This is a genomic window from Pseudomonas sp. AIG, assembly GCF_977020205.1.
In genome coordinates, this window is sequence record NZ_CDROCK010000081.1 from 1 (window position 1) to 17,671 (window position 17,671).

The 17,671-nt window shown below is 57.3% G+C and carries 17 protein-coding genes; 3 read left to right on the forward strand and 14 right to left on the reverse strand.

What is annotated here, in order from left to right:
- From pqqC to ACWR1S_RS29260, 8 genes are all read right to left on the reverse strand, one after another.
- Positions 1 to 479: pyrroloquinoline-quinone synthase PqqC (gene pqqC, locus ACWR1S_RS29225; RefSeq protein ID WP_454565934.1), on the reverse strand; the 479-nt coding region annotated here is incomplete at its 3' end.
- Positions 480 to 615: 136 nt separating this feature from the next.
- Positions 616 to 1,527: a pyrroloquinoline quinone biosynthesis protein PqqB gene (gene pqqB / locus ACWR1S_RS29230; RefSeq protein ID WP_454565935.1), complete on the reverse strand. Its 912-nt coding sequence runs from the start codon at positions 1,525 to 1,527 to the stop codon at positions 616 to 618.
- An 81-nt stretch (positions 1,528 to 1,608) separates the two neighbouring features.
- Positions 1,609 to 1,683, reverse strand: coding sequence for a pyrroloquinoline quinone precursor peptide PqqA (pqqA, locus tag ACWR1S_RS29235; protein ID WP_003422658.1), 75 nt, complete (start codon positions 1,681 to 1,683; stop codon positions 1,609 to 1,611).
- A 156-nt stretch (positions 1,684 to 1,839) separates the two neighbouring features.
- A complete protein-coding gene (pqqF, locus tag ACWR1S_RS29240) occupies positions 1,840 to 4,254 on the reverse strand; it encodes a pyrroloquinoline quinone biosynthesis protein PqqF (protein WP_454565936.1) in 2,415 nt (804 codons plus the stop codon).
- Between the two features lie 38 nt (positions 4,255 to 4,292).
- Entirely contained in the window at positions 4,293 to 5,087 is a 795-nt protein-coding gene (locus ACWR1S_RS29245) for a carbon-nitrogen hydrolase family protein (protein ID WP_454565937.1), read from the reverse strand.
- A gap of 12 nt (positions 5,088 to 5,099) precedes the next feature.
- On the reverse strand, positions 5,100 to 6,782 hold the full coding sequence (locus ACWR1S_RS29250; RefSeq protein WP_454565938.1) for a flavin monoamine oxidase family protein: 1,683 nt from the start codon (positions 6,780 to 6,782) through the stop codon (positions 5,100 to 5,102).
- A gap of 223 nt (positions 6,783 to 7,005) precedes the next feature.
- Positions 7,006 to 7,467: an Lrp/AsnC family transcriptional regulator gene (locus ACWR1S_RS29255; RefSeq protein WP_134178013.1), complete on the reverse strand. Its 462-nt coding sequence runs from the start codon at positions 7,465 to 7,467 to the stop codon at positions 7,006 to 7,008.
- 297 nt (positions 7,468 to 7,764) lie between these two features.
- A complete protein-coding gene (locus ACWR1S_RS29260; protein ID WP_454565939.1) occupies positions 7,765 to 8,331 on the reverse strand; it encodes a PBECR2 nuclease fold domain-containing protein in 567 nt (188 codons plus the stop codon).
- A 513-nt stretch (positions 8,332 to 8,844) separates the two neighbouring features.
- Between ACWR1S_RS29260 and ACWR1S_RS29265 the strand changes: the two genes are divergently transcribed.
- From ACWR1S_RS29265 to ACWR1S_RS29275, 3 genes are all read left to right on the forward strand, one after another.
- A complete protein-coding gene (locus ACWR1S_RS29265; protein WP_454565940.1) occupies positions 8,845 to 9,837 on the forward strand; it encodes a hypothetical protein in 993 nt (330 codons plus the stop codon).
- 799 nt (positions 9,838 to 10,636) lie between these two features.
- Complete coding sequence (locus ACWR1S_RS29270; RefSeq protein ID WP_454565941.1) at positions 10,637 to 10,933, forward strand: hypothetical protein; 297 nt, start codon at positions 10,637 to 10,639, stop codon at positions 10,931 to 10,933.
- 80 nt (positions 10,934 to 11,013) lie between these two features.
- A complete protein-coding gene (locus ACWR1S_RS29275; protein WP_454565942.1) occupies positions 11,014 to 12,471 on the forward strand; it encodes a YecA family protein in 1,458 nt (485 codons plus the stop codon).
- Between the two features lie 20 nt (positions 12,472 to 12,491).
- Here ACWR1S_RS29275 and ACWR1S_RS29280 read toward each other — a convergent pair whose 3' ends face one another.
- The 6 genes from ACWR1S_RS29280 to ACWR1S_RS29305 form a co-directional block, all read right to left on the reverse strand.
- Entirely contained in the window at positions 12,492 to 13,469 is a 978-nt protein-coding gene (locus ACWR1S_RS29280; protein WP_454565943.1) for a hypothetical protein, read from the reverse strand.
- Positions 13,442 to 14,146 carry a hypothetical protein gene (locus ACWR1S_RS29285; RefSeq protein WP_454565944.1) on the reverse strand — a complete coding sequence of 235 codons (705 nt, stop codon included), beginning with the start codon at positions 14,144 to 14,146 and terminating at the stop codon, positions 13,442 to 13,444. Before ACWR1S_RS29285 ends, ACWR1S_RS29280 begins: the two co-directional genes overlap by 28 nt.
- Positions 14,143 to 14,697 carry a baseplate complex protein gene (locus ACWR1S_RS29290; protein WP_454565945.1) on the reverse strand — a complete coding sequence of 185 codons (555 nt, stop codon included), beginning with the start codon at positions 14,695 to 14,697 and terminating at the stop codon, positions 14,143 to 14,145. The genes ACWR1S_RS29285 and ACWR1S_RS29290 overlap by 4 nt, the downstream gene beginning before the upstream one ends.
- Positions 14,694 to 15,617 (reverse strand): hypothetical protein, encoded by a 924-nt coding sequence (locus tag ACWR1S_RS29295; protein ID WP_454565946.1) that lies wholly within the window; start codon positions 15,615 to 15,617, stop codon positions 14,694 to 14,696. Before ACWR1S_RS29295 ends, ACWR1S_RS29290 begins: the two co-directional genes overlap by 4 nt.
- Positions 15,614 to 16,321 carry a DUF4376 domain-containing protein gene (locus ACWR1S_RS29300; RefSeq protein ID WP_454565947.1) on the reverse strand — a complete coding sequence of 236 codons (708 nt, stop codon included), beginning with the start codon at positions 16,319 to 16,321 and terminating at the stop codon, positions 15,614 to 15,616. The genes ACWR1S_RS29295 and ACWR1S_RS29300 overlap by 4 nt, the downstream gene beginning before the upstream one ends.
- Positions 16,322 to 16,329: 8 nt before the next feature.
- A partial coding sequence (locus tag ACWR1S_RS29305; protein ID WP_454565948.1) for a tail fiber protein occupies positions 16,330 to 17,671 on the reverse strand: 1,342 nt, incomplete at its 5' end.

A 17,671-nucleotide genomic window follows, 5' to 3' on the forward strand; every position in this document is an offset into this window, starting at 1 on the left:
CAACTATCGAGGCGCGACTGGTGGATCTGCGGCGCGAACAGTTCAGTCAGCGAGCTGCTGGCGGCTTCCTGCCAGCTCGCGCGACGGGCGAAGTTGACGTAGGCGTCGACGGCGAAACGCACGCCGGGCAGCACCAGTTCCTGGGAACGCAGTTGATCCGGATCGAGACCGACCGCTTGACCGAGACGCAGCCAGGCTTCGATGCCACCGTCTTCACCGGGAGCGCCGTCATGGTCGAGCAGACGCTGAATCCACTCACGACGGATTTCCCGGTCCGGGCAATTGGCGAGGATCGCCGCGTCTTTCAGGGGGATGTTCACCTGATAGTAGAAGCGATTGGCGACCCAACCCTGAATCTGTTCGCGAGTGGCGCGGCCTTGGTACATCGCCACGTGGTAGGGGTGGTGGATGTGGTAGTAGGCGCCTTTGGCGCGCAGGGCCGCTTCGAATTCGGTGGGGGACAGCGGGGTGTCGGTCATTGCGGTTCTCCGGGGAACAACCGTTGGATTCCTGGGGGTCTATTCGGACGCCTTCGCGAGCAAGCTCGCTCCCACAGGGTTTGTGAACGCCACAGATCCAGTGTGGGAGCGAGCTTGCTCGCGAAGAGGTCGGTCGCTACAGCACAATACTCATGCCATCGAACGCCACTTCAACATTACGCCGGGCCACTTCGGCACGCTCCGGCGAATCTTCGTCGAGAATCGGGTTGGTGTTGTTGATGTGGATAAGCACTTTGCGCTGCTCAGGCAACTGCTCCAGCACTTCCAGCATGCCGCCAGGCCCGTTCTGTGCCAGATGGCCCATCTCGCGACCGGTGCGAGTGCCAACGCCACGGCGCTGCATCTCATCGTCATCCCACATCGTGCCGTCGACCAACAAGCAATCGCTGCCGGCCATGATCTCCAGCAACGGCGCATCGACCTTGCCCAGCCCCGGCGCATAAAACAGTTTGCCGCCAGTCTTCAGGTCTTCAACGATCAAACCGATGTTGTCGCCCGGGTGCGGATCGAAGCGGTGCGGCGAGTACGGCGGCGCGGCGCTGCGCAATGGCAGCGGGGGGAAGCGCAGGTTCGGGCAAGCGGCCACGGTGAAACTCTGGTCGAGTTCGATGCGGTTCCAGTCCAGCCCGCCGTTCCAGTGCGTGAGCATCTTGAACAGCGGAAAACCGGTGCTGAGGTCTTCGTGAACCATGTCCGTGCACCAGACCTGATGCGGGCAGCCTTCGCGCAGGCTGAGCAGGCCGGTGGTGTGGTCGATCTGGCTGTCCATCAGGATGATCGCGCTGATGCCGGTGTCACGCAGGGCGCGGCCCGGTTGCATCGGGGCGAAGCTTTGCAACTGCGCGCGAATGTCCGGCGAGGCGTTGCACAGCACCCAGTTCACGCCGTCATCGGAGATCGCGATCGACGATTGGGTGCGGGCCTTGGCATTCAGGCTGCCATCGCGAAAGCCTGCGCAGTTGACGCAGTTGCAGTTCCACTGCGGAAAACCGCCGCCAGCGGCCGAACCCAGAATCTGGACGAACATGAACACTCCATCATTTCAACGCGGAAAATAAAACGCCCCGGCGAGCCGAGGCGTTGCACTGCAATTCTACGTAAGCAGAACTCAGCGGCTGGCGAAGTACATGGTGACTTCGAAGCCGATACGCAGGTCGGTGTAAGCCGGTTTTGTCCAGGACATGGGTGTCTCCTTCAGGGTGGGTGGGATAGCGCTGTCCATAGGTATAGTCCACGGCAGCGCAAAGATGTTCCAAATAGTTAGGCTGCTATGTTACTCAAAATTTCCGGGTAAATGCCCGTGAATCTTTGAGAAAGCTCCTTGCAGCCTTGGTAATGATCAATTTGCCGGTTGCCATGGGGTTTTGGGCTCCGGATCGCTGGCGAGGCAGAGCCAGCCGCCGTCGGCGTTGAATAAACGCCGAGCCGCCGCGAGTAATGTCTGGCGATCCAGTTGTCGGATGGCAGTAACCAACTGCTCAAGATAATCCGACGAGTGGCCTGCAAGCTTGGCCTGCCAGAGCTGTTCGGCAGCTTCTGTACTGGACAGATTGGCGTCGTCGAATTGATCGGCGAGGCTTTGGCGCTGTTGCTCGAAGCTCGACTCATCAATCTTTTCGACCAGCATTGGCAGGCTTTCGAAGAACTGCTTAATGTGGCCGAGCAGTTCCACAGGTGTGCTACTCGGGGATTGCACGCCAAACAGCATGGCCGCTTGCCCGTGAATTTGCCGCAGTGAGCTGAACACCGCGTAGCCCAATTGCAATTCGACGCGCAGGCGCTGGTAGAAAGGCGTCTGGCAGAACTGCGCGAGCAGTCGCCATGCGGCTTCGTCGGCGATCTCGCGGCTGGCGGTCGGGCAGCACAACAGCAAGGCATGTTCGCTGGAGGCGGTATCGATGTGGCGCCAATGTTTTTGCGCGGTGATCGCAGCGGGCGCTGGCAACTGATTGTCCGGGATCCCGGGAATACGGCTCAGGGCCAGGCCCATGGCGGATTGCGTCTGCTGGTTAAGCCCCAGAGCGAGGCCGTCCCAGCGCGAAGTTGTCCACAGGCGTTGGGCGTCGCCGCCGGTCTTGCTTGATTGCAGAAGATGTTCCGGCAGTGCTTTCAGCAATTGGCGAATCGGGATCAGTGGCGTTTCTGGTTCACTGCGCGGCGAATCTGCGTCAACTTGCGTCAGACTTTTCAGCGCATCCTCAAGGACGCTGGGCATTGGCTCTTGCAGGCCGCTGAGCTTCAGCAGCCATTGATTGCCAGCGACGCTGAAAGACAGGTCGACCCCGGCCTCACGGGCGTCTTGCTGAGTTTGCCGAAGGCTGTGTTGCAAGCGTGATTGCAGATCCGCGCTGACTGCGCCCTCCACCTGCCAACGCAGATAAATCGAGCCTTCGTCAGTGCTGTCCGGCAACGCCTGACTGAACTGCATCGGCGAGCGTTCGCGACGGCCGCGTGAACGATCCTGAGCGAACGTACGCAGGCCTCGGTGGGCGCTGGTCTGGCCGCGAATCAGTCCGGCGTTCGCCAACGGTTCGCTGGCTCGCAGAAAAGGGTTGGCCGCAGGCAGGCTCCAGTGATCGCTGAAGTTATCCACAGTGCCGATTTCGCCGAGAATCTGTGTAAGGGCTTTAACGCCGGAGTCAGACAACCCGTCTTCCAGTGCTTCACTATCGAGCCGCGCCAGTTGCAGCGCACCGCAGACTTGCTGCTGGCGCTGTAGCAGAGCTGAGTATTCTTTGCGCAGTGGCGCCCAATCCTGGCGAGCAAAGAAACTCAGCCAATCGAGCAGGTGTTCGCGAATGACAATTAACGACTCGGATGACGCGCTGAATTGCAGATGCAGCAACGCTTGCCCGGCAAAGTGATAAACCGCCATGGCGTTCACTCCATCAGCCAGATTCTGCTGCTGCAAATACGCCAGTAACCCGCCGGGTTTGGCGCTGTTCAGCCAATGGCAGAGAAACGCCAAAGCCTCGACAGACGACCCTGGTAAGGCATCGAAAGCAAATATCAGATTGCCGCATCGTTCACCGGCCTGTTGATAACTTTTCACCGCCAGCGCCACGGATGCCGCCTGCGCAGCGTTATCCCCAGCTGGCAAATCCGCCGCAAATTGTTCAGCCAGTGCCTTTAGTTCTTCAAGACTCTGCGGCCCCACCAGACTCAGGGTCATTTGCCCGGTCCGATAAAACTTCCGATGGAAATCTTTCAACGCTTGTTGAAACGCTGGTTGCTCGACTTGCAAGCTGTCCCGATTCCCCGCATGAAACCCCCGCAACGGGTGCTCTGCCGGTAAACCTTCGTACAAGGAAAACTGCTGCTGCGCTGCAGGATCCTGCGACCAAGCGACAAACTCCGCCTGCAACACTTCGCGTTCGCGCAACTGATCGTCCAGATTCATACGCGGCTTGGCGAGCATGTCTGACAAACGCTCCAGCCCGGCGCTGAACGAGTGCGTCGGCAATTCAAAGAAAAAATCAGTGGTTCGTTCACGGGTGCTGGCATTCACCTGGCCACCGTGACCTTGCACGTAAGCCATCAGCCCTTCATTCGCCGGGAAACGCTCGGTGCCGAGAAACAGCAAATGCTCGAGAAAATGCGCCAGTCCCGGCCACGCCAATGGCACGTCATGGCTACCGGCAGACACCCGCAAGGCAGCGGCGCTGCGCTTCAGACCAGGCACATGACGCAGGGTCACGCGCAAGCCATTGGCCAGGGTTTCGGTGAGAGGGCGAGGATGAGTCGGCGCAGGCATGGGCACTTCCAGAACAGTGAAGTGCCAATGCTAGCGGATTAGCGCTTGTTCAGCGCGCCGTAAAGCTCCGGGCGGCGGTCGCTGAGGTAGCGATTGGCGGCACGGGAGTCGAGCATCAACTGTCGATCGAGCTCACCGATGATCAGTGCTTCGTCCAGTCCGGCCTGGGCGATACGGCTGCCGTCCGGCGCGGCGAGGCTGCTTTGCCCGCAATAATGGATCTCGCCTTCGCTGCCGCAATAGTTGGCGTAGGCCACGTAGCACTGGTTTTCGAAGGCGCGCGAACGCACGGTGACGTCGGCGACGAAATCGAACGGAATCATGTTCGCTGTCGGCACCAGAATCAGCTCGGCGCCGGCGAGCGCCAGGCGTCGGGTGTTTTCCGGGAACTCCAGGTCGTAGCAGATCAGGAAACCGAGCTTCCAGCCGTTGAGTTCGACGATGGGGAAATCATCATTACCGGGGCTGAACATCGAGCGATCCAGATCACCAAACAGATGCGTCTTGCGGTAATTGCACAGGCGCTCACCGTTTGAATCAATCAACTGCACCGCGTTGTAAATCTGCCCGTCGGCGGTGCGCTCCGGATAACCGTAAGCAATCGCCAGAGCCGCAGCCTTGGCGATCCGGCCGATCTGTTGCGCCCATTCACCGTTGTAGACCTCGGCCAATGTGCTGACCGCATCCGCGCCGATGTTGTAGCCGGTCATGAACATCTCCGGCAGCACCAGCAAGTCAGCGCCCTTGGCCTCCATCGCCAGTTGATGCAGGCGTTGCAGGTTGGCGGCGGGGTCCAGTGGCAGCGGTGGACATTGGTAAAGGGCTACACGCATCAGGGATTCCTCTTACTCGGGCAGGGCGATAGGGCCGATGTCTTTGAACACATCACCCGGGCCCGGGTTCGCTTTATGTGTCGAACCGCCGAAATGCTTCATGATTCCCCACACCGCGTTGAGCGACGTTTGCACGGCGCCTTCGACCCATGCCGGGGTCCACGAAACGTCGTCGCCGGCGATGAAAATCCCGCGCTGCTCGGCTGGCATCTCGTCTTGCATGAAGTGCGCGTACATGCGCTGGTTGTAACGGTAGTGGCCGGGCAGGGCACCTTTGAAGGCGCCGAGGAAGTGCGGATCGGCCTCCCACGACACAGTGATCGGGTCGCCAATGATCCGTGCGGCGATGTCGACTTTCGGGTAGATCTTTTTCAACGCGTTCAACGCCAGCTCAACGCGTTTTTCCACCGGATGCGGCAGCATTTTCAATGCATCGCTCATCCACGAGTAAGACAGGCAGATCACGCCCGGCTTGTCGTCGCCATTGTCGAACAGATAGGTGCCACGGGTCAGGCGATCAGTGAGGGTCATGCTCATCAGGTCGCGACCGGTTTCCGGGTCCTTGTCCTTCCAGAACGGCCGGTCGACCATCACGAAAGTCTTCGACGACTGCATGTAGCGGGTGCGGTCGAGCGCCATCCACATTTTCTGTGAGAACAGGGTTTCGTCGCATTCGATCTGCGTGGTCAACAGCCAGCTCTGGCACGTGGTCAGCACGGCGGCGTATTCGCGGGTGTCGCCATTGTTGTCGGTGACGGCGAAACGGCCATCCGCTGCGTGGGCAATTTTCTTCACGCCGGAACGCGGCGCGCCACGGTGCAGGGATTTCAGGCTGGTGCCTGCTGGCCAGTGCACACAACGCTCCGGCACATGCCGCCAGATGCCTTGCGGCACTTGCTCGACGCCGCCGACCACCAGATGTTGATGGTCGTCGCAGTTGGTCATCACCACACGGAAGATTTCCAGCATCGAGTTAGGGAAGTCCGAATCCCAGCCGCCGGTACCGAACCCCACCTGACCAAACACTTCGCGGTGATGAAACGAGAGTTTGGCGAAGGCCTCGGAGGTGGCGACGAAGTCATAGAAGGTGCGGTCGTCCCACAGCGGCACCAAGGTATTCCACAGCTCCTTCAGACGCGGCACGTCGCGGTTGCGAATGGCTTGCTGGATATCGGCGAACTGCGAGCCCGCTTCCAGGGCATCCGCCCAAGCGTCAGCCACTTCCTGGAACAGCGCAGGAAGATCCGCCAGTTTCTGTGCGTAGTGGGTTTTGCCTTCCAGATCGATTACGGTGCTGCCGGAGGCCGGCGTCAGCGGGTTCGGGAATGGCTTGGTCTCAAGACCGAGCTTGTCGACGTAGTGATAGAACGCGGTGGAGGACACCGGGAAACGCATGCCGCCGAGTTCAGCGACGATGCCATCAGTGCCATTGAAGGCTTGCGAACGCAGACGGCCACCGAGCTTCGAAGCCTCGTAAACCACCGGTTTCAGACCGAGCTTCATCAGTTCGTAAGCGGCCACCAGACCGGCGATGCCAGCGCCGACGATCGCCACTTCAGCGCCGTGGTTGTGCTCAGGAATTGTGCCGAGGCCGGCCGGGTGTTCGATCCAGTCGTCAAACGCGAACGGAAAGTCCGGGCCGAAAATGGTGACTGGTTTCTTACCGTCTGCAGGATGGCGATTGTTCTTGTTCATGGCTGACCTTGCTGGCGACCCGACGCGGGATGCGCGTCTGAGTATAGGAAAAGATGCCAGCCATTCTAGGGAGCGTAGAACACGTTAATAAGACGCAAAGTGTCGTCGTTTTGCCAGATTCGCGAACAATATGACGAGCAGCGCCTGCACACCGACCAAGATGTGGGAGCGAGCCTGCTCGCGAAGAGGTTCTGAAATTCACCCGAGAAGCTCGATCAAAACCTTAAACCGGCTGCCCCCGATCAATCTTGCTACTCAAAATGATCGACGTCGTGGTCTTCTCCACCCCGTCCACGCTGCCAATCTGATCCAGCAACTGATCCAGTTGCTCCGGCGAATCCGTGCGCAACCAAGCGACATAGTCAAACTCCCCACTCACCGCACACAACTGCTGCACCTGCGCCATTGCACTTAACCGGCGTAGAACTTCTTTACCGGAACGCGGCTGCACCTTGATCCCGACATAGGCCTGCAAGCCACCGTCGACCACTCGCTGGCCGAGACGTACGCCATAACCGGTGATCACTTTAGCCTTTTCCAGCCGCGCCAGACGTGACGTCACGGTGGTGCGCGCAATGCCCAATTGCCGGGCGAGCATGGCCACGCTTTCGCGGGCGTTGATCTGCAGGGCGGCGATTAGTTGACGGTCGATTTCATCGAGCACGGGCGGGCGGGTGTCGGGCAAGGGGGCGGCTCCATGGTGTGTGGGGGCGATGAGTTGTGCATGTTACAGGCACTACGAGCGACACGTTGCGGGTGATGTCGGAGCGGTTCACCCAAGCGTCGACGCTATCGTTGCGCTGAAACAAAACATCGGATATTTGATTTGACTTACCTGACCTATTTATCAAGAATGCCAGCAAGAGCGCGAAATCTGCTGCCTTGCAGGGCATTAGCGGACGTAGGTACCTCAGCGATGCTGCAACATCGGTGTAAGGTGAGACCTCTTCATCCCATTTCCTGAGGATGCAAATATCAGGATTCAAACATCAAGGGCAGCCAAATGGCTGCCCTTTTCTTTGTCTTCAAGAATGTACCGCTTGTACAAAAGCTCGCCTTGGCGGTGTTTGTTCATCGCTCTGGCCGGTGCGTGCATAAAGTTCCAGAGGACATGCCCGTTTCGCACATCGACCACGACAAGCATGTCATTTTTTGCCTCATAGGCATTGATGAAAGCCATTCGGTAACCGCCATTATCGTAAAGGACTTTCCAGACTTCGAAAGGTCCCGCGAGCGTATCGATGGCATGTCGAACATAGCGTTCTCGGGAGTCTGGACGTTTCTCAACGATATGAGCCAGTTTGTCTCTCATGACTGCCACCCTCCCAATGGGTGTGAGGATAGTAACGGTCAGTACGGACTCGTCGACGAACCCAAAGTGATCCAGAAGGATTTTGAGGGCGTCTTCTGCGTTGTCAGCCCTTTTTATCTCGTCGATTGCCGCTGACCGAAGTTCTCTCGATAACGTTCTCAGATCAGGTAAGGCAAGGTTGATCCAGGTTGGTTGGTCGGCTGCTTCCTTTATCAGTGGCGCAGCATTCACGAGCATAAAAACAATCCTGGACGGGCGGTGGCGTCCGGAGATTACTCGTCTGGAGAAACGGTCAACAACGCGCGGAGAAGGGAGAAAACATAGTTTGGGAACATTCCTACAGATCTTGCGGTTGTATTCCTAACAATGCGCTTCCGAACATTGCGCTCGCCAAGACTTTGAACCCTGATCCAGCGCTCAAGAAAAAGCCGCGCATTTAGCGCGGCTTTCAATTTGGTGGGCCCACACGGACTTGAACCGTGGACCAAAGGATTATGAGCCCGAGTTGGAGCGTCGATTTCATTGGGTAAAGCCTTAAAAGTCGGGACATGTCTGCGATTCCTGTACATATGTGCCGAATAAAAATATGGCTGAATTGGACGGATGTTGGACGGAGAAATCTCGCGCTTTAGCCTGTTCCTGTGGAAGCGCTCGCTCGCTCTTCGCTGGTGTGAGTGGAAAGAAATCTAGGATCATGGCCATCACGGTCTATCTTGACCAATCGACTATAAACCACCGGCGGAGTCACCCATGTCTGACCTTTTACAAGATACGCCTGCCGCCCTCAGATGGGCGGAAGAAGCCGAGCTGCGCCACGCTCCGGGGAAATTTGGCGAAATTGTACGCGCCATTATTTGGACTGACTCTCGCAACGAGCATGGGGAGTTACAGGTCGACGTTGATCCGGCGAGGCTGGTCGCACAGGTCAACAGCAATCCCTTCACCCTTCTTCATAACCACGACCCTGGGCTTCCCAAGGGAAAAGTTTTGGAAAGCGAGTCGTTCGAAAGCGAAGATGGTCAAAAATTTGTTGCCGCGCTAATCGGGTACTACGCGGGCGGGGATGTGCTCAATTTTGGTGATTTGGGTCTTGATGAGCGAGCGTTGGTGCCACCGCCAGAGACGCTTCCTCCGCTACCTGATGATATGTGGCTTGAGATCGCAACGGACCCAAGAGAGGTTGAAAAAGAGTGGTTGGACCAGGTTGCCAACGACTCGCCTGTCAAGATTGAGTGCGGTGAGCTTTCTCATAACGCCGCTGATTCCCTGCAAGAATTAATCAGAATCGGTATCCCGTACGTAATTCTTGTCTGGAACCCCTTCGTGAAGGCATTTGCCTCTGAAGCGGGGAAAGCCTCATATGCAGGAATTCATGCGTGGTTAAAGCGCCTGCTCAGTCGAGCTGCTGAGCGACGTAGCCCCATCCTTGACTTCCACTCGTTCTACGAGGGGTGTCAGATTTCATTCTTGTACAGGGGGACCGACGTCAAAAAGCTTCATGCTGCGCTAGATGCTTCAGCGGGTGCTGCGGGTCAAGCGGCGCGCTTAACCTCCAGACTAAGAGATCGAGGAATGGTTTGTCGGCAGTTGGTTTATGAGTTCGATAAAGAGGCGCTATTGTGGGTTCCCTCCTTTGCTTTGCTTGACGATGATCGAATTATTACCGACAACCTAGCGCTGATCTCCGTTGAGAATCTTCCGAAAGGCTTGAGTCTCGGGTTAACACGAAGTAAATCTCTCTGAAATCAAGTTCAGCGGCTGAAACACTACGCATCATCCCGCACCCCTTGATCCGCCGGGGGGGCGGGCTTCCTTTGAAGTCCAAACGATTTAGGGTTTTTAGCCGATTTTCTTATCAGTTCTGATTTAAAAATAACGCCAAAATCCCGGTTTTTTGTGGTTTTCATCCAATGAAATAAGGTGCTATCGGCGGGCGGGGTGAAAAGACGTTTTCCGAGTAGATGCGCAATGTCTCTGCATTCCTTTTCAATACTTTGCATCATGTGAAATTGACCATAGCCAGCTGAAGCCCATAGCCCGCATGGGTTAGCGATTCAATTGCACTCCCACGACGCTTTCAAAAAAAAATGACACGAACCCCGTCGGCGGGAGGGGGATAAGTGCTTTTTCAGCTGTTTTTTTCTGAGCGAGAGAATTTTCCGGAGGCAGTCACCGGCAGTCGCGGTTACGCCAATGCCGTCAGTCGCCGTGCTGATGTGGGGGCGCACGTCTCTAGTTATACTGTTTGCATATACAGTAAATCGATGGGGTAGGCAGGGTTCATGAATAGAGAGTCTGCGGGAACCGTTATCCCGGCAGCGTCCGGAGTAGAGCAGTGGCGGCTTATGCTGCGCGATGAGGTGGCGCTGCTCGCAATGCCGGGTGCCCATCACAAAGCATTGCTTAGGCAAGCGTATGCACTGCACCAGGGCCATGTGATCGATGCTGACCAACTAGGTGACTTGCTGGAGTTAGCGGACGCGGCTCTGGCGTACGCTGTCGAATCCCTACTCGACCTCGAAGCTGAGGAGTAGGAGAACTCATGCACGTACTTGTCACGCCTATGCGCTTACGTGGTGTCGCGCTCGATCCGAAAGAGCGGCGCCGTTATCCGGCGATCCGGGGCAACGTCATGGTCAACTCTACTAACTGTCATGAATTAGGGCGTGCTGCCAACGTCGCCCGCGTTGAGGTAGGAATGCCCCTCGATCCCGATCCGCTCCCGCCTTTGCTTGATGCGACTCTGGCAGGAATGGCAGTAACCGGCTTTGTGTTGAGCGGTATCGAGTACATCGACGGTTGCGCTTATGCACAGTCATGGTGGTGTCGATTAGGTTGAAAGCAAAAACGTGCAGAGTCAGTGGCTTTCAGCCATTCTGGACAAGAATCAAATAATCATGGTGAAAAGGGGTCTTTACTGTGTCAATTACGGGTGGGGTTACTGAGTCTGAACGGTTGCTATCGCAATTTTGCCAAAACTCTTTTTTGAAATTATGGACTTACCCCAATCCGTACAAGGATGATGGAAAAGAACTATGTGATTTGATTGCTGTTTTTGGTGATCATGTATTCATTTTTTTTGACAGAAATAATGCTCTGCCTCACACGACTGATAAAGATCCATTAGTGCTATGGAATCGCTGGAAATCCAAGGTCATAGATAAGCAAGTAGGAACCGCTCACGGTGCTGAACGTTACATAAGAAGCGGAAGATCTATTTTTATAGATGGAAAAAAGACCCGCCCATTTCCACTTGAAATCAAGCTGGATAAAGCTATATTCCATAAAATAATCGTAGCTCATGGCGCGAAGGAGGCTTGCGTCAACTCTTCTCCGCATAATATTTATGGAAGTTTGGCAGTTACATATACGGATATGGTGGGAGCAATCCCCACGGAAATAGTTCAGCCATTCTCCCTCGTATTGGATAAAAGTAATCCGATTCATATTCTTGATAGTCATAATCTTGAAATCGTGCTTGGGGAACTCGACACTGTCACCGATTTTGCTAACTATCTAGATGAGAAAGTAGCGGCTATAAAGTCTCTAAGGATGCTTAGTTATTGTGGTGAAGAAGATCTTCTGGCGCATTATTACAGAAACTTCGACAAGGAAAATCAGCGCCACTTTATCGGGACGGATGATAAAGAAATTAGCGGTGTGATGGTCGGGGAAGGTGAGTGGAAAGAATACGTCGAGTCCGACACCTATGCTGCTACAAAGAAGGCTAATGTGGTGTCTTACATGTGGGACGAGCTTATACAGAGGACGTGCCAATACTCCCTTGACGGGAAGCTAAAGGGGAATGCGGATCTCCTGCGGGGGCCAAGCGCAATTTATGAAATGGTGAAAGAACCTCGTTTTATGCGTCGAAGCATTGCCGAGGGGATGATAAAAGCAATTGATACTTTTCCGGAAATGGATGGTGGCGGAAGAAAAGTTACTCTTATGCCTTCAATTGCGCCAACAACCGCGTATCTGTTCTTACAGTTAAAAGTGCCAGACAGCTTAAAGCTTGCGCCAGATATAAGGGAAAAGCGCCAAACCATCTTAGAAATTGCATGTGGCGCTGCCAAGAACAAATTCCCAAGATTTACGAAAATAGTGGGGATCGGGGTCGAGCCTCCGAAGTACTCAAATACTGTCGCCGAAGACTTTATTCTCATGCCCTGCGAGATATGGACGGAAAAGCTGCGCTCGCACTATCGAGAGTTGAATGAACCGTTCAATTTCTTTGAAACTCCAAGCCTCAGTCAACGTAAGGTCGTAGTAAGCGAATTTGTCCAGTCTCAAAATCGCAAGCCGGTTTCTCAAGGTCGCAATGAGCGCTGCATATGTGGGTCAGGAAAAAAACACAAGAAATGCTGTGGCGCCTAATAGCGGCAATGACATCCGAGTCAAAGTGTAATTGGTCGCACCTTTGACAATATTGCCAAGGCCTCTTGAGACTTGGCTATAAACGCTGATGCATCTGCTGGAGCAGGAGTGGGGCCAGGAATGTGAGTGTGTGAAGAAAGCTGAGAATTCATTTTTTGCAGTAAATCCAAAACTTCGCACACTACCTCAAACAGATTAACGCTTTCAGAGCCGATCCAGTTCTTTGGTGCTTTTAGGCTTTGGCTTTCTCCGGCCACGCTTCGGCGTAAGCCCTCAATCCGTTCCTGCATATCACCGCCCACCGTGGCGTTGTGCTTCTGACCCACAACCAGATTCAGATCCCGGCCGGTCGCCTGGTGCAGATCGCCCACCGCCGCCAGGCTCGCGGATCCTCCTGACATCAGCTTGAGCGCGCCCAGCGCCTCGATCTTTTTCACACCACCCACCGTCTCGGTCGAATGGTCGTCCACCGCCCGGGAGTGGCTTTGGAACCGCTCGCGGTTGTCCAGGGCTTCAACCTCGCGCTCGATCGCCTGATCCCGGATCTTTCCATCGGTCTGGCGTAGCCAATTGCCGTCGGCGTCGACACGCTGCTGGGCGGCGGCGCTGTGCTGCCACACCTGATCACCTTTCGGCACCTTGGGCATGCTCAGGCCGTGCGGCAAGATCGATTGAATGTAGGGTTTGTTCGGCAGGCCGTAGGCGAAGCACACCACTACCCGCGTTCCTTCCTCCGGAAAGGCGTAAATGCCCATTTCCTCGCCACCGGTGGGCAGCGGCAGAGGAACGCCAGTGAGCGGCGGCATGGCCGGATCTGGCTCGTCATCCGGGCCAAGTACGACAATATCCACGGCGTAGCGCGGACGGAAGTCGTCGCACAGGCCGGCGTCCGCCGGCGCGTCGGGCACGGCGGTAACCCGGGCAAAACGCGGCAGGTGGTAACCACCGGTGAGTTCGGGAAATTGGCGCTCTACAGAGCGGCGGATTGCGTCTTCCATCGGATAGCCATCTGGTCATTGGTCAGCATCACCGTGGTGATGCGCTCGCCGTTGTTGATCGTTGCACCTGGTCGCACGCCGGGAAGGGCCGCGACCATTGCGCTCTGGTTGCCTTGGTAGCCGTCGAACAGCTCCGTGGGGATTTGCAGCGGCGCACGTGCGCCGAAAAAACTGTCGGCCCAACTGCCGGCGAACACTTCACCGTTGCCCAGCTGGTGCCAGGTGAAGTCAGGAATGCTGAATACCCGGGCGAGACTGTCCATGGCCTGGTAACCGGCGGCGAGGCTGTAGAAGTACGGCGTCTTCACGCTGGCGTATGGTTGATCCGGAACGCGGAAGCGCAGCCCGGTTTGTTCGCTGACCTTGGCCAACACGGCGCGCAGATCCACATGACGCAGGTTCAACGGCAACGGGTTGGCCAGCACTGCCGCCAGTTCCCGGCAGAACAGCACCTGCTCGACCGCATTGGCGGCGGTGCAGCGCTCGACGTAGCCGATGAAGTGGCGTTGCAACGTGCCTTCGTTGTAGCCGATGTCCAGCGTCACCAGACCTTTCAGCGGCACAGGGGATTGAACTGTGAAGTTCGCCCGGCCGGGGCTGGTAGCGTCCAGCCTGACGTCCTCCTTGATGAGAGCGATCGGGGCGCCGTTGATGGAAAGTATCTTGTGCAGTTTCACGTCTGCTCACTCCCGCCCAGCCACTTATCCACACGTCCCAGCACCTTTTCGAAGCCGCTCAGCGCGGGGTTGTCGCTGGTTCCTTCTCCGTTGCCGGCACCGCCGTCACCGACCGGGCTTCCCGGGGCGCCTTGAGCGTCTACCTTGTTGCCGGCGCGCCGGCCTTCGACTTTCTCCGGGTTCGATTCGCGCTCGCTCAGGGTGAATTGCACAAGCCAGGCTTTCAGGGTGTCGGCTTCCCGCGCACTGACTCCGTCGGAGAACTCCACCTGACGCACGCCGAAGGTTTCGGCCGTGTCGTTCACGATCCGATACAGATGCAACTGACCACCGCCGGCGGTGGCTTCAGCCATGCGCAACAGATCCGTCAGCTGAGTTTTATCCACAAAGGGAATCATCAGTGAGACTGCCAGCGTCTTAGGCTTGAAGCCTTTGTGAGCCTTTTCGGTGTTGCTGGTCTGGCCGGACATATCGCCGCTTTCGATTCGCAGGTTGGCCGTGACCTTGAGGTTCTTGCCCTGGACTTTTTGCCCGTCGAGTAGGAGCGTCATAGGCCCACCAGTTCCTGGACGAAACTCAGCCCTTCTTTACTGCCGACCAACAACAGGCCGGCGCATTGAATCCATTCGTGGCCCGGGGCGTCGCCGGCGAGCAGTTCGCGTCGCAATTCGCCGGCGGTCCCCGGGCCGATCATCCGCGCGCGCATGCTGACATCAGGGTTTCCCCCAGCCAGTAGCTCTTTCAGATCAGCCAATTGCTGATCCCGTCCCCGCTGCTGCGCGCTCTTGCGTGCTGCCAGCGCCGCCAGATCAGCCAGCGGCGAGCTGTCAGCGGCATAGCCCTCCAACACGGCTATTTGCCCCGCCATGGACTGTTTGGCAGCCTTGATCACCGTGCAACGCTCCAGCGGCAAACCCTGCCAGCGCGGCAGCGGCCCGGCGGTGGGCATCTCCCACTTTTCGCTCTCCAGTTTCACCAGGTGTTGCGCCCGACGCTCGGTGCGCACCAGGTCAGGGATCGGCAGCAGTGCATTGAAGCGCGCCAAGCTGCTGGCCAGCTGTTCCAGGCGCGTGCCCAGAAACAGGATCGACAGCGCGTATTGCGGCCCGGTCGGGCGCCCGCTGTCGCTGGCGTCTTCCAGTTTCTTGGCGAGTTGCTCCAGCGCGTTGGGCGCTGAGAGAAAGCGCTGATAGCCTGCGCCCTGGCCAACTCCGCTTTGAAACGGCGTCACAACCAGACAGGCCGGCACCTGGCCCAACTGCTCCGCCAGTGCTGCACGTCCGGCGGCGATCGCATTTTTGGCGGCATCACCAACCGGCCCCGGGTTGGTGTTGGCCAGCCCACTCAGGCCAGCCAAACGCTGGGCGGTGCTGGCCAGCTCGCCACCGGCCAGATCCTTGGCCGCTGACAGCCCACCCATCCACTGCGTGGCCTGCTCTGGCCAGCGCATCGTCACCGGCGCCCAGGTCATGCCAGCGGCGTCCAGGTGATGGCTTTCATGGCTTTGAGGTTTTTGTCTTTCAGCGCCTTTGCCACAGATTGGCGCAAGGTTTCGGCGTGCTGCTGCGCCGCTTGCCGGAAGCGCACCAGGTCAAGGCTGACTTTCTGCAATTGTTCAATGGTGTGCGGTAGGAAAGCCATTAACTGATGAGCGTCATAACATGGATAAACATCGTCCAGCCCCAGCAGCACTTGGCCGTTTAAATTCACCTGATCATCGATCGCGCTGCTGTAGCGGTATGGTTCGCCCAACGCGCTGGAACTGAAGCCGCCGGCGATGTAGGCCGTGCAGTCAGCAGCGATTGCTTGCAGTTTCTTGTCCCGCAGAGCAGCCAACACGGCGTCGATGTCATCAACCCATTCGCCCTTCTTCCAGACCTGATTAGGCCCAGGCTTCTTCATGGTGAAACCCGCTGGTACCGCTTCGAACCCTTCCAATGTTCGCGGCTCGCCAGTGTCGGTGCTGTACACCACGACGCCGCCGAAGAAGTCCACAAGCTGCCAAGCTTTGCCGTTCCACCACGCGGCTTTATGCTCCGGAACTGCTGGTGGCGCGACTTCCACGCAGCCACCAGGGATCAGGTAAACACCTGGCTCCAGTGGTGATTCCTCAGCCCTCACGGCACCAATAAAGATGCCGAGATAGTCGGTCTGATAAACGATTTTGTCCGTCATGCTCGATCTCAATACTTGATGCAGAAAAGAAGGGCCAAGTTTTTAGGCCGGGTTTCGGTACCGCCATTGGCGGCAACGGTCACGGCGTGGGTGTGCGCACCGCCGCCACTGACACCAACGTTGTGCGCATGCTGGCCGGCGGCACCGATGCCGACGTTGTGCGCGTGGTTGCCCTGGTAGTCGGTTCGCATCGGTCGCCCGTCGGCATTCTTCCCGCCGCCGATTTCAAGTTCCGTCCAGACACTGCCGCCTGCCGGGTAACCAACATTCACGCCAGCGCCGTTGTCGACCGTTCGGAACCCGTGGTCATGGTTGCCTTGGGCATCAGTCCAGGCGCTGTGGACGTGGTTGCCTTGCGCATCTGTCCAAGCAGTGTGCAAGTGATCACCCACTGCAGCGGCCGAGGCTGTGTGAGCGTGCAAGTGCAACGCCATGTCCTGAAACGATCCGAACCCCCGACCGGGATCCACACCACGCCCATCGTCCCAACCTCGCGGAAACAAACCGCGCATGTCAGGCAAATTGAACGTGGTGGAGCCGTCGCCAGCGCCGTAGTGCGTTCCAAGCCAGGCAAAGAGTTGTGCGTATGTGGTACGGGACACGGCCGCCCCGTTGCACTTCAGCCACCCTTGCGGCGCCCAGGACATGGCGAACGCTGCCACCATTCCAGTCATCGAATCACCGACCTGCTTTTGTAGCTTGTTCAGGGCGGCGGTCGACGCCACGATCTGGCTGCTGTTGGTTGCTGGATCGTCGCTGATTGCGTTGGGTAAGTTGCCCAATCCCACGTCTGCTTTGGTCGTTGCCCGGGCGCGCAACTCCGCGTAATCCCCTTTACGCGCCGCCAAATGTTTAATGAGTGCACCGGCGATCGGCTCAGGCTCACGAGCGTCGTAAATCTCCGTAGGAGATGCGTAATAAGCGATCGGCACGCAGTAATGGCGAACGCCGGCAGCGTCGGTGTAGTCACCTTGCTGTCCGAAAACCACTTTCCACGTCGCGACCCGATCGCTTAATTGCCGCTCCAGGCAAACGTCGAGTGTCACGGTTCCAACGGCAACGCCCGATAACGGCACAGGCTTTTCCATGAACACCCGGATGCCTTCGATGTAAGCAGTGCCGGCACCTAACTGGAAACCGTTTTCGCCCTTCCCGAATGCCAGCGAATTACCAAAAAAGCAGGCGCGGCCGTACACCTCACGATTGCTCAGACGCTCGCGCTCATCGATGCCGGCAAGGCGCACCGTAAAGTCATGCTGCCAGGTGCTGGCATCGATCTTGATGCCAGTCAGTTGCATGGCGCCGTCGAAGGCCACCAGAAAATTGCGGGTGACGTTGTTGCCGATCTGC

Coding starts and splice junctions, on each gene's coding strand:
- ACWR1S_RS29245 (WP_454565937.1), bottom strand. CDS start 5,087: ATGCGTGTAGCCCTTTACCAATGTCCACCGCTGCCACTGGACCCCGCC.
- ACWR1S_RS29295 (WP_454565946.1), bottom strand. CDS start 15,617: ATGACCTGGGCGCCGGTGACGATGCGCTGGCCAGAGCAGGCCACGCAG.
- ACWR1S_RS29280 (WP_454565943.1), bottom strand. CDS start 13,469: ATGGAAGACGCAATCCGCCGCTCTGTAGAGCGCCAATTTCCCGAACTC.
- ACWR1S_RS29265 (WP_454565940.1), top strand. CDS start 8,845: ATGTCTGACCTTTTACAAGATACGCCTGCCGCCCTCAGATGGGCGGAA.
- ACWR1S_RS29270 (WP_454565941.1), top strand. CDS start 10,637: ATGCACGTACTTGTCACGCCTATGCGCTTACGTGGTGTCGCGCTCGAT.
- ACWR1S_RS29250 (WP_454565938.1), bottom strand. CDS start 6,782: ATGAACAAGAACAATCGCCATCCTGCAGACGGTAAGAAACCAGTCACC.
- ACWR1S_RS29300 (WP_454565947.1), bottom strand. CDS start 16,321: ATGACGGACAAAATCGTTTATCAGACCGACTATCTCGGCATCTTTATT.
- pqqB (WP_454565935.1), bottom strand. CDS start 1,527: ATGTTCGTCCAGATTCTGGGTTCGGCCGCTGGCGGCGGTTTTCCGCAG.
- ACWR1S_RS29260 (WP_454565939.1), bottom strand. CDS start 8,331: ATGCTCGTGAATGCTGCGCCACTGATAAAGGAAGCAGCCGACCAACCA.
- ACWR1S_RS29290 (WP_454565945.1), bottom strand. CDS start 14,697: ATGACGCTCCTACTCGACGGGCAAAAAGTCCAGGGCAAGAACCTCAAG.
- pqqF (WP_454565936.1), bottom strand. CDS start 4,254: ATGCCTGCGCCGACTCATCCTCGCCCTCTCACCGAAACCCTGGCCAAT.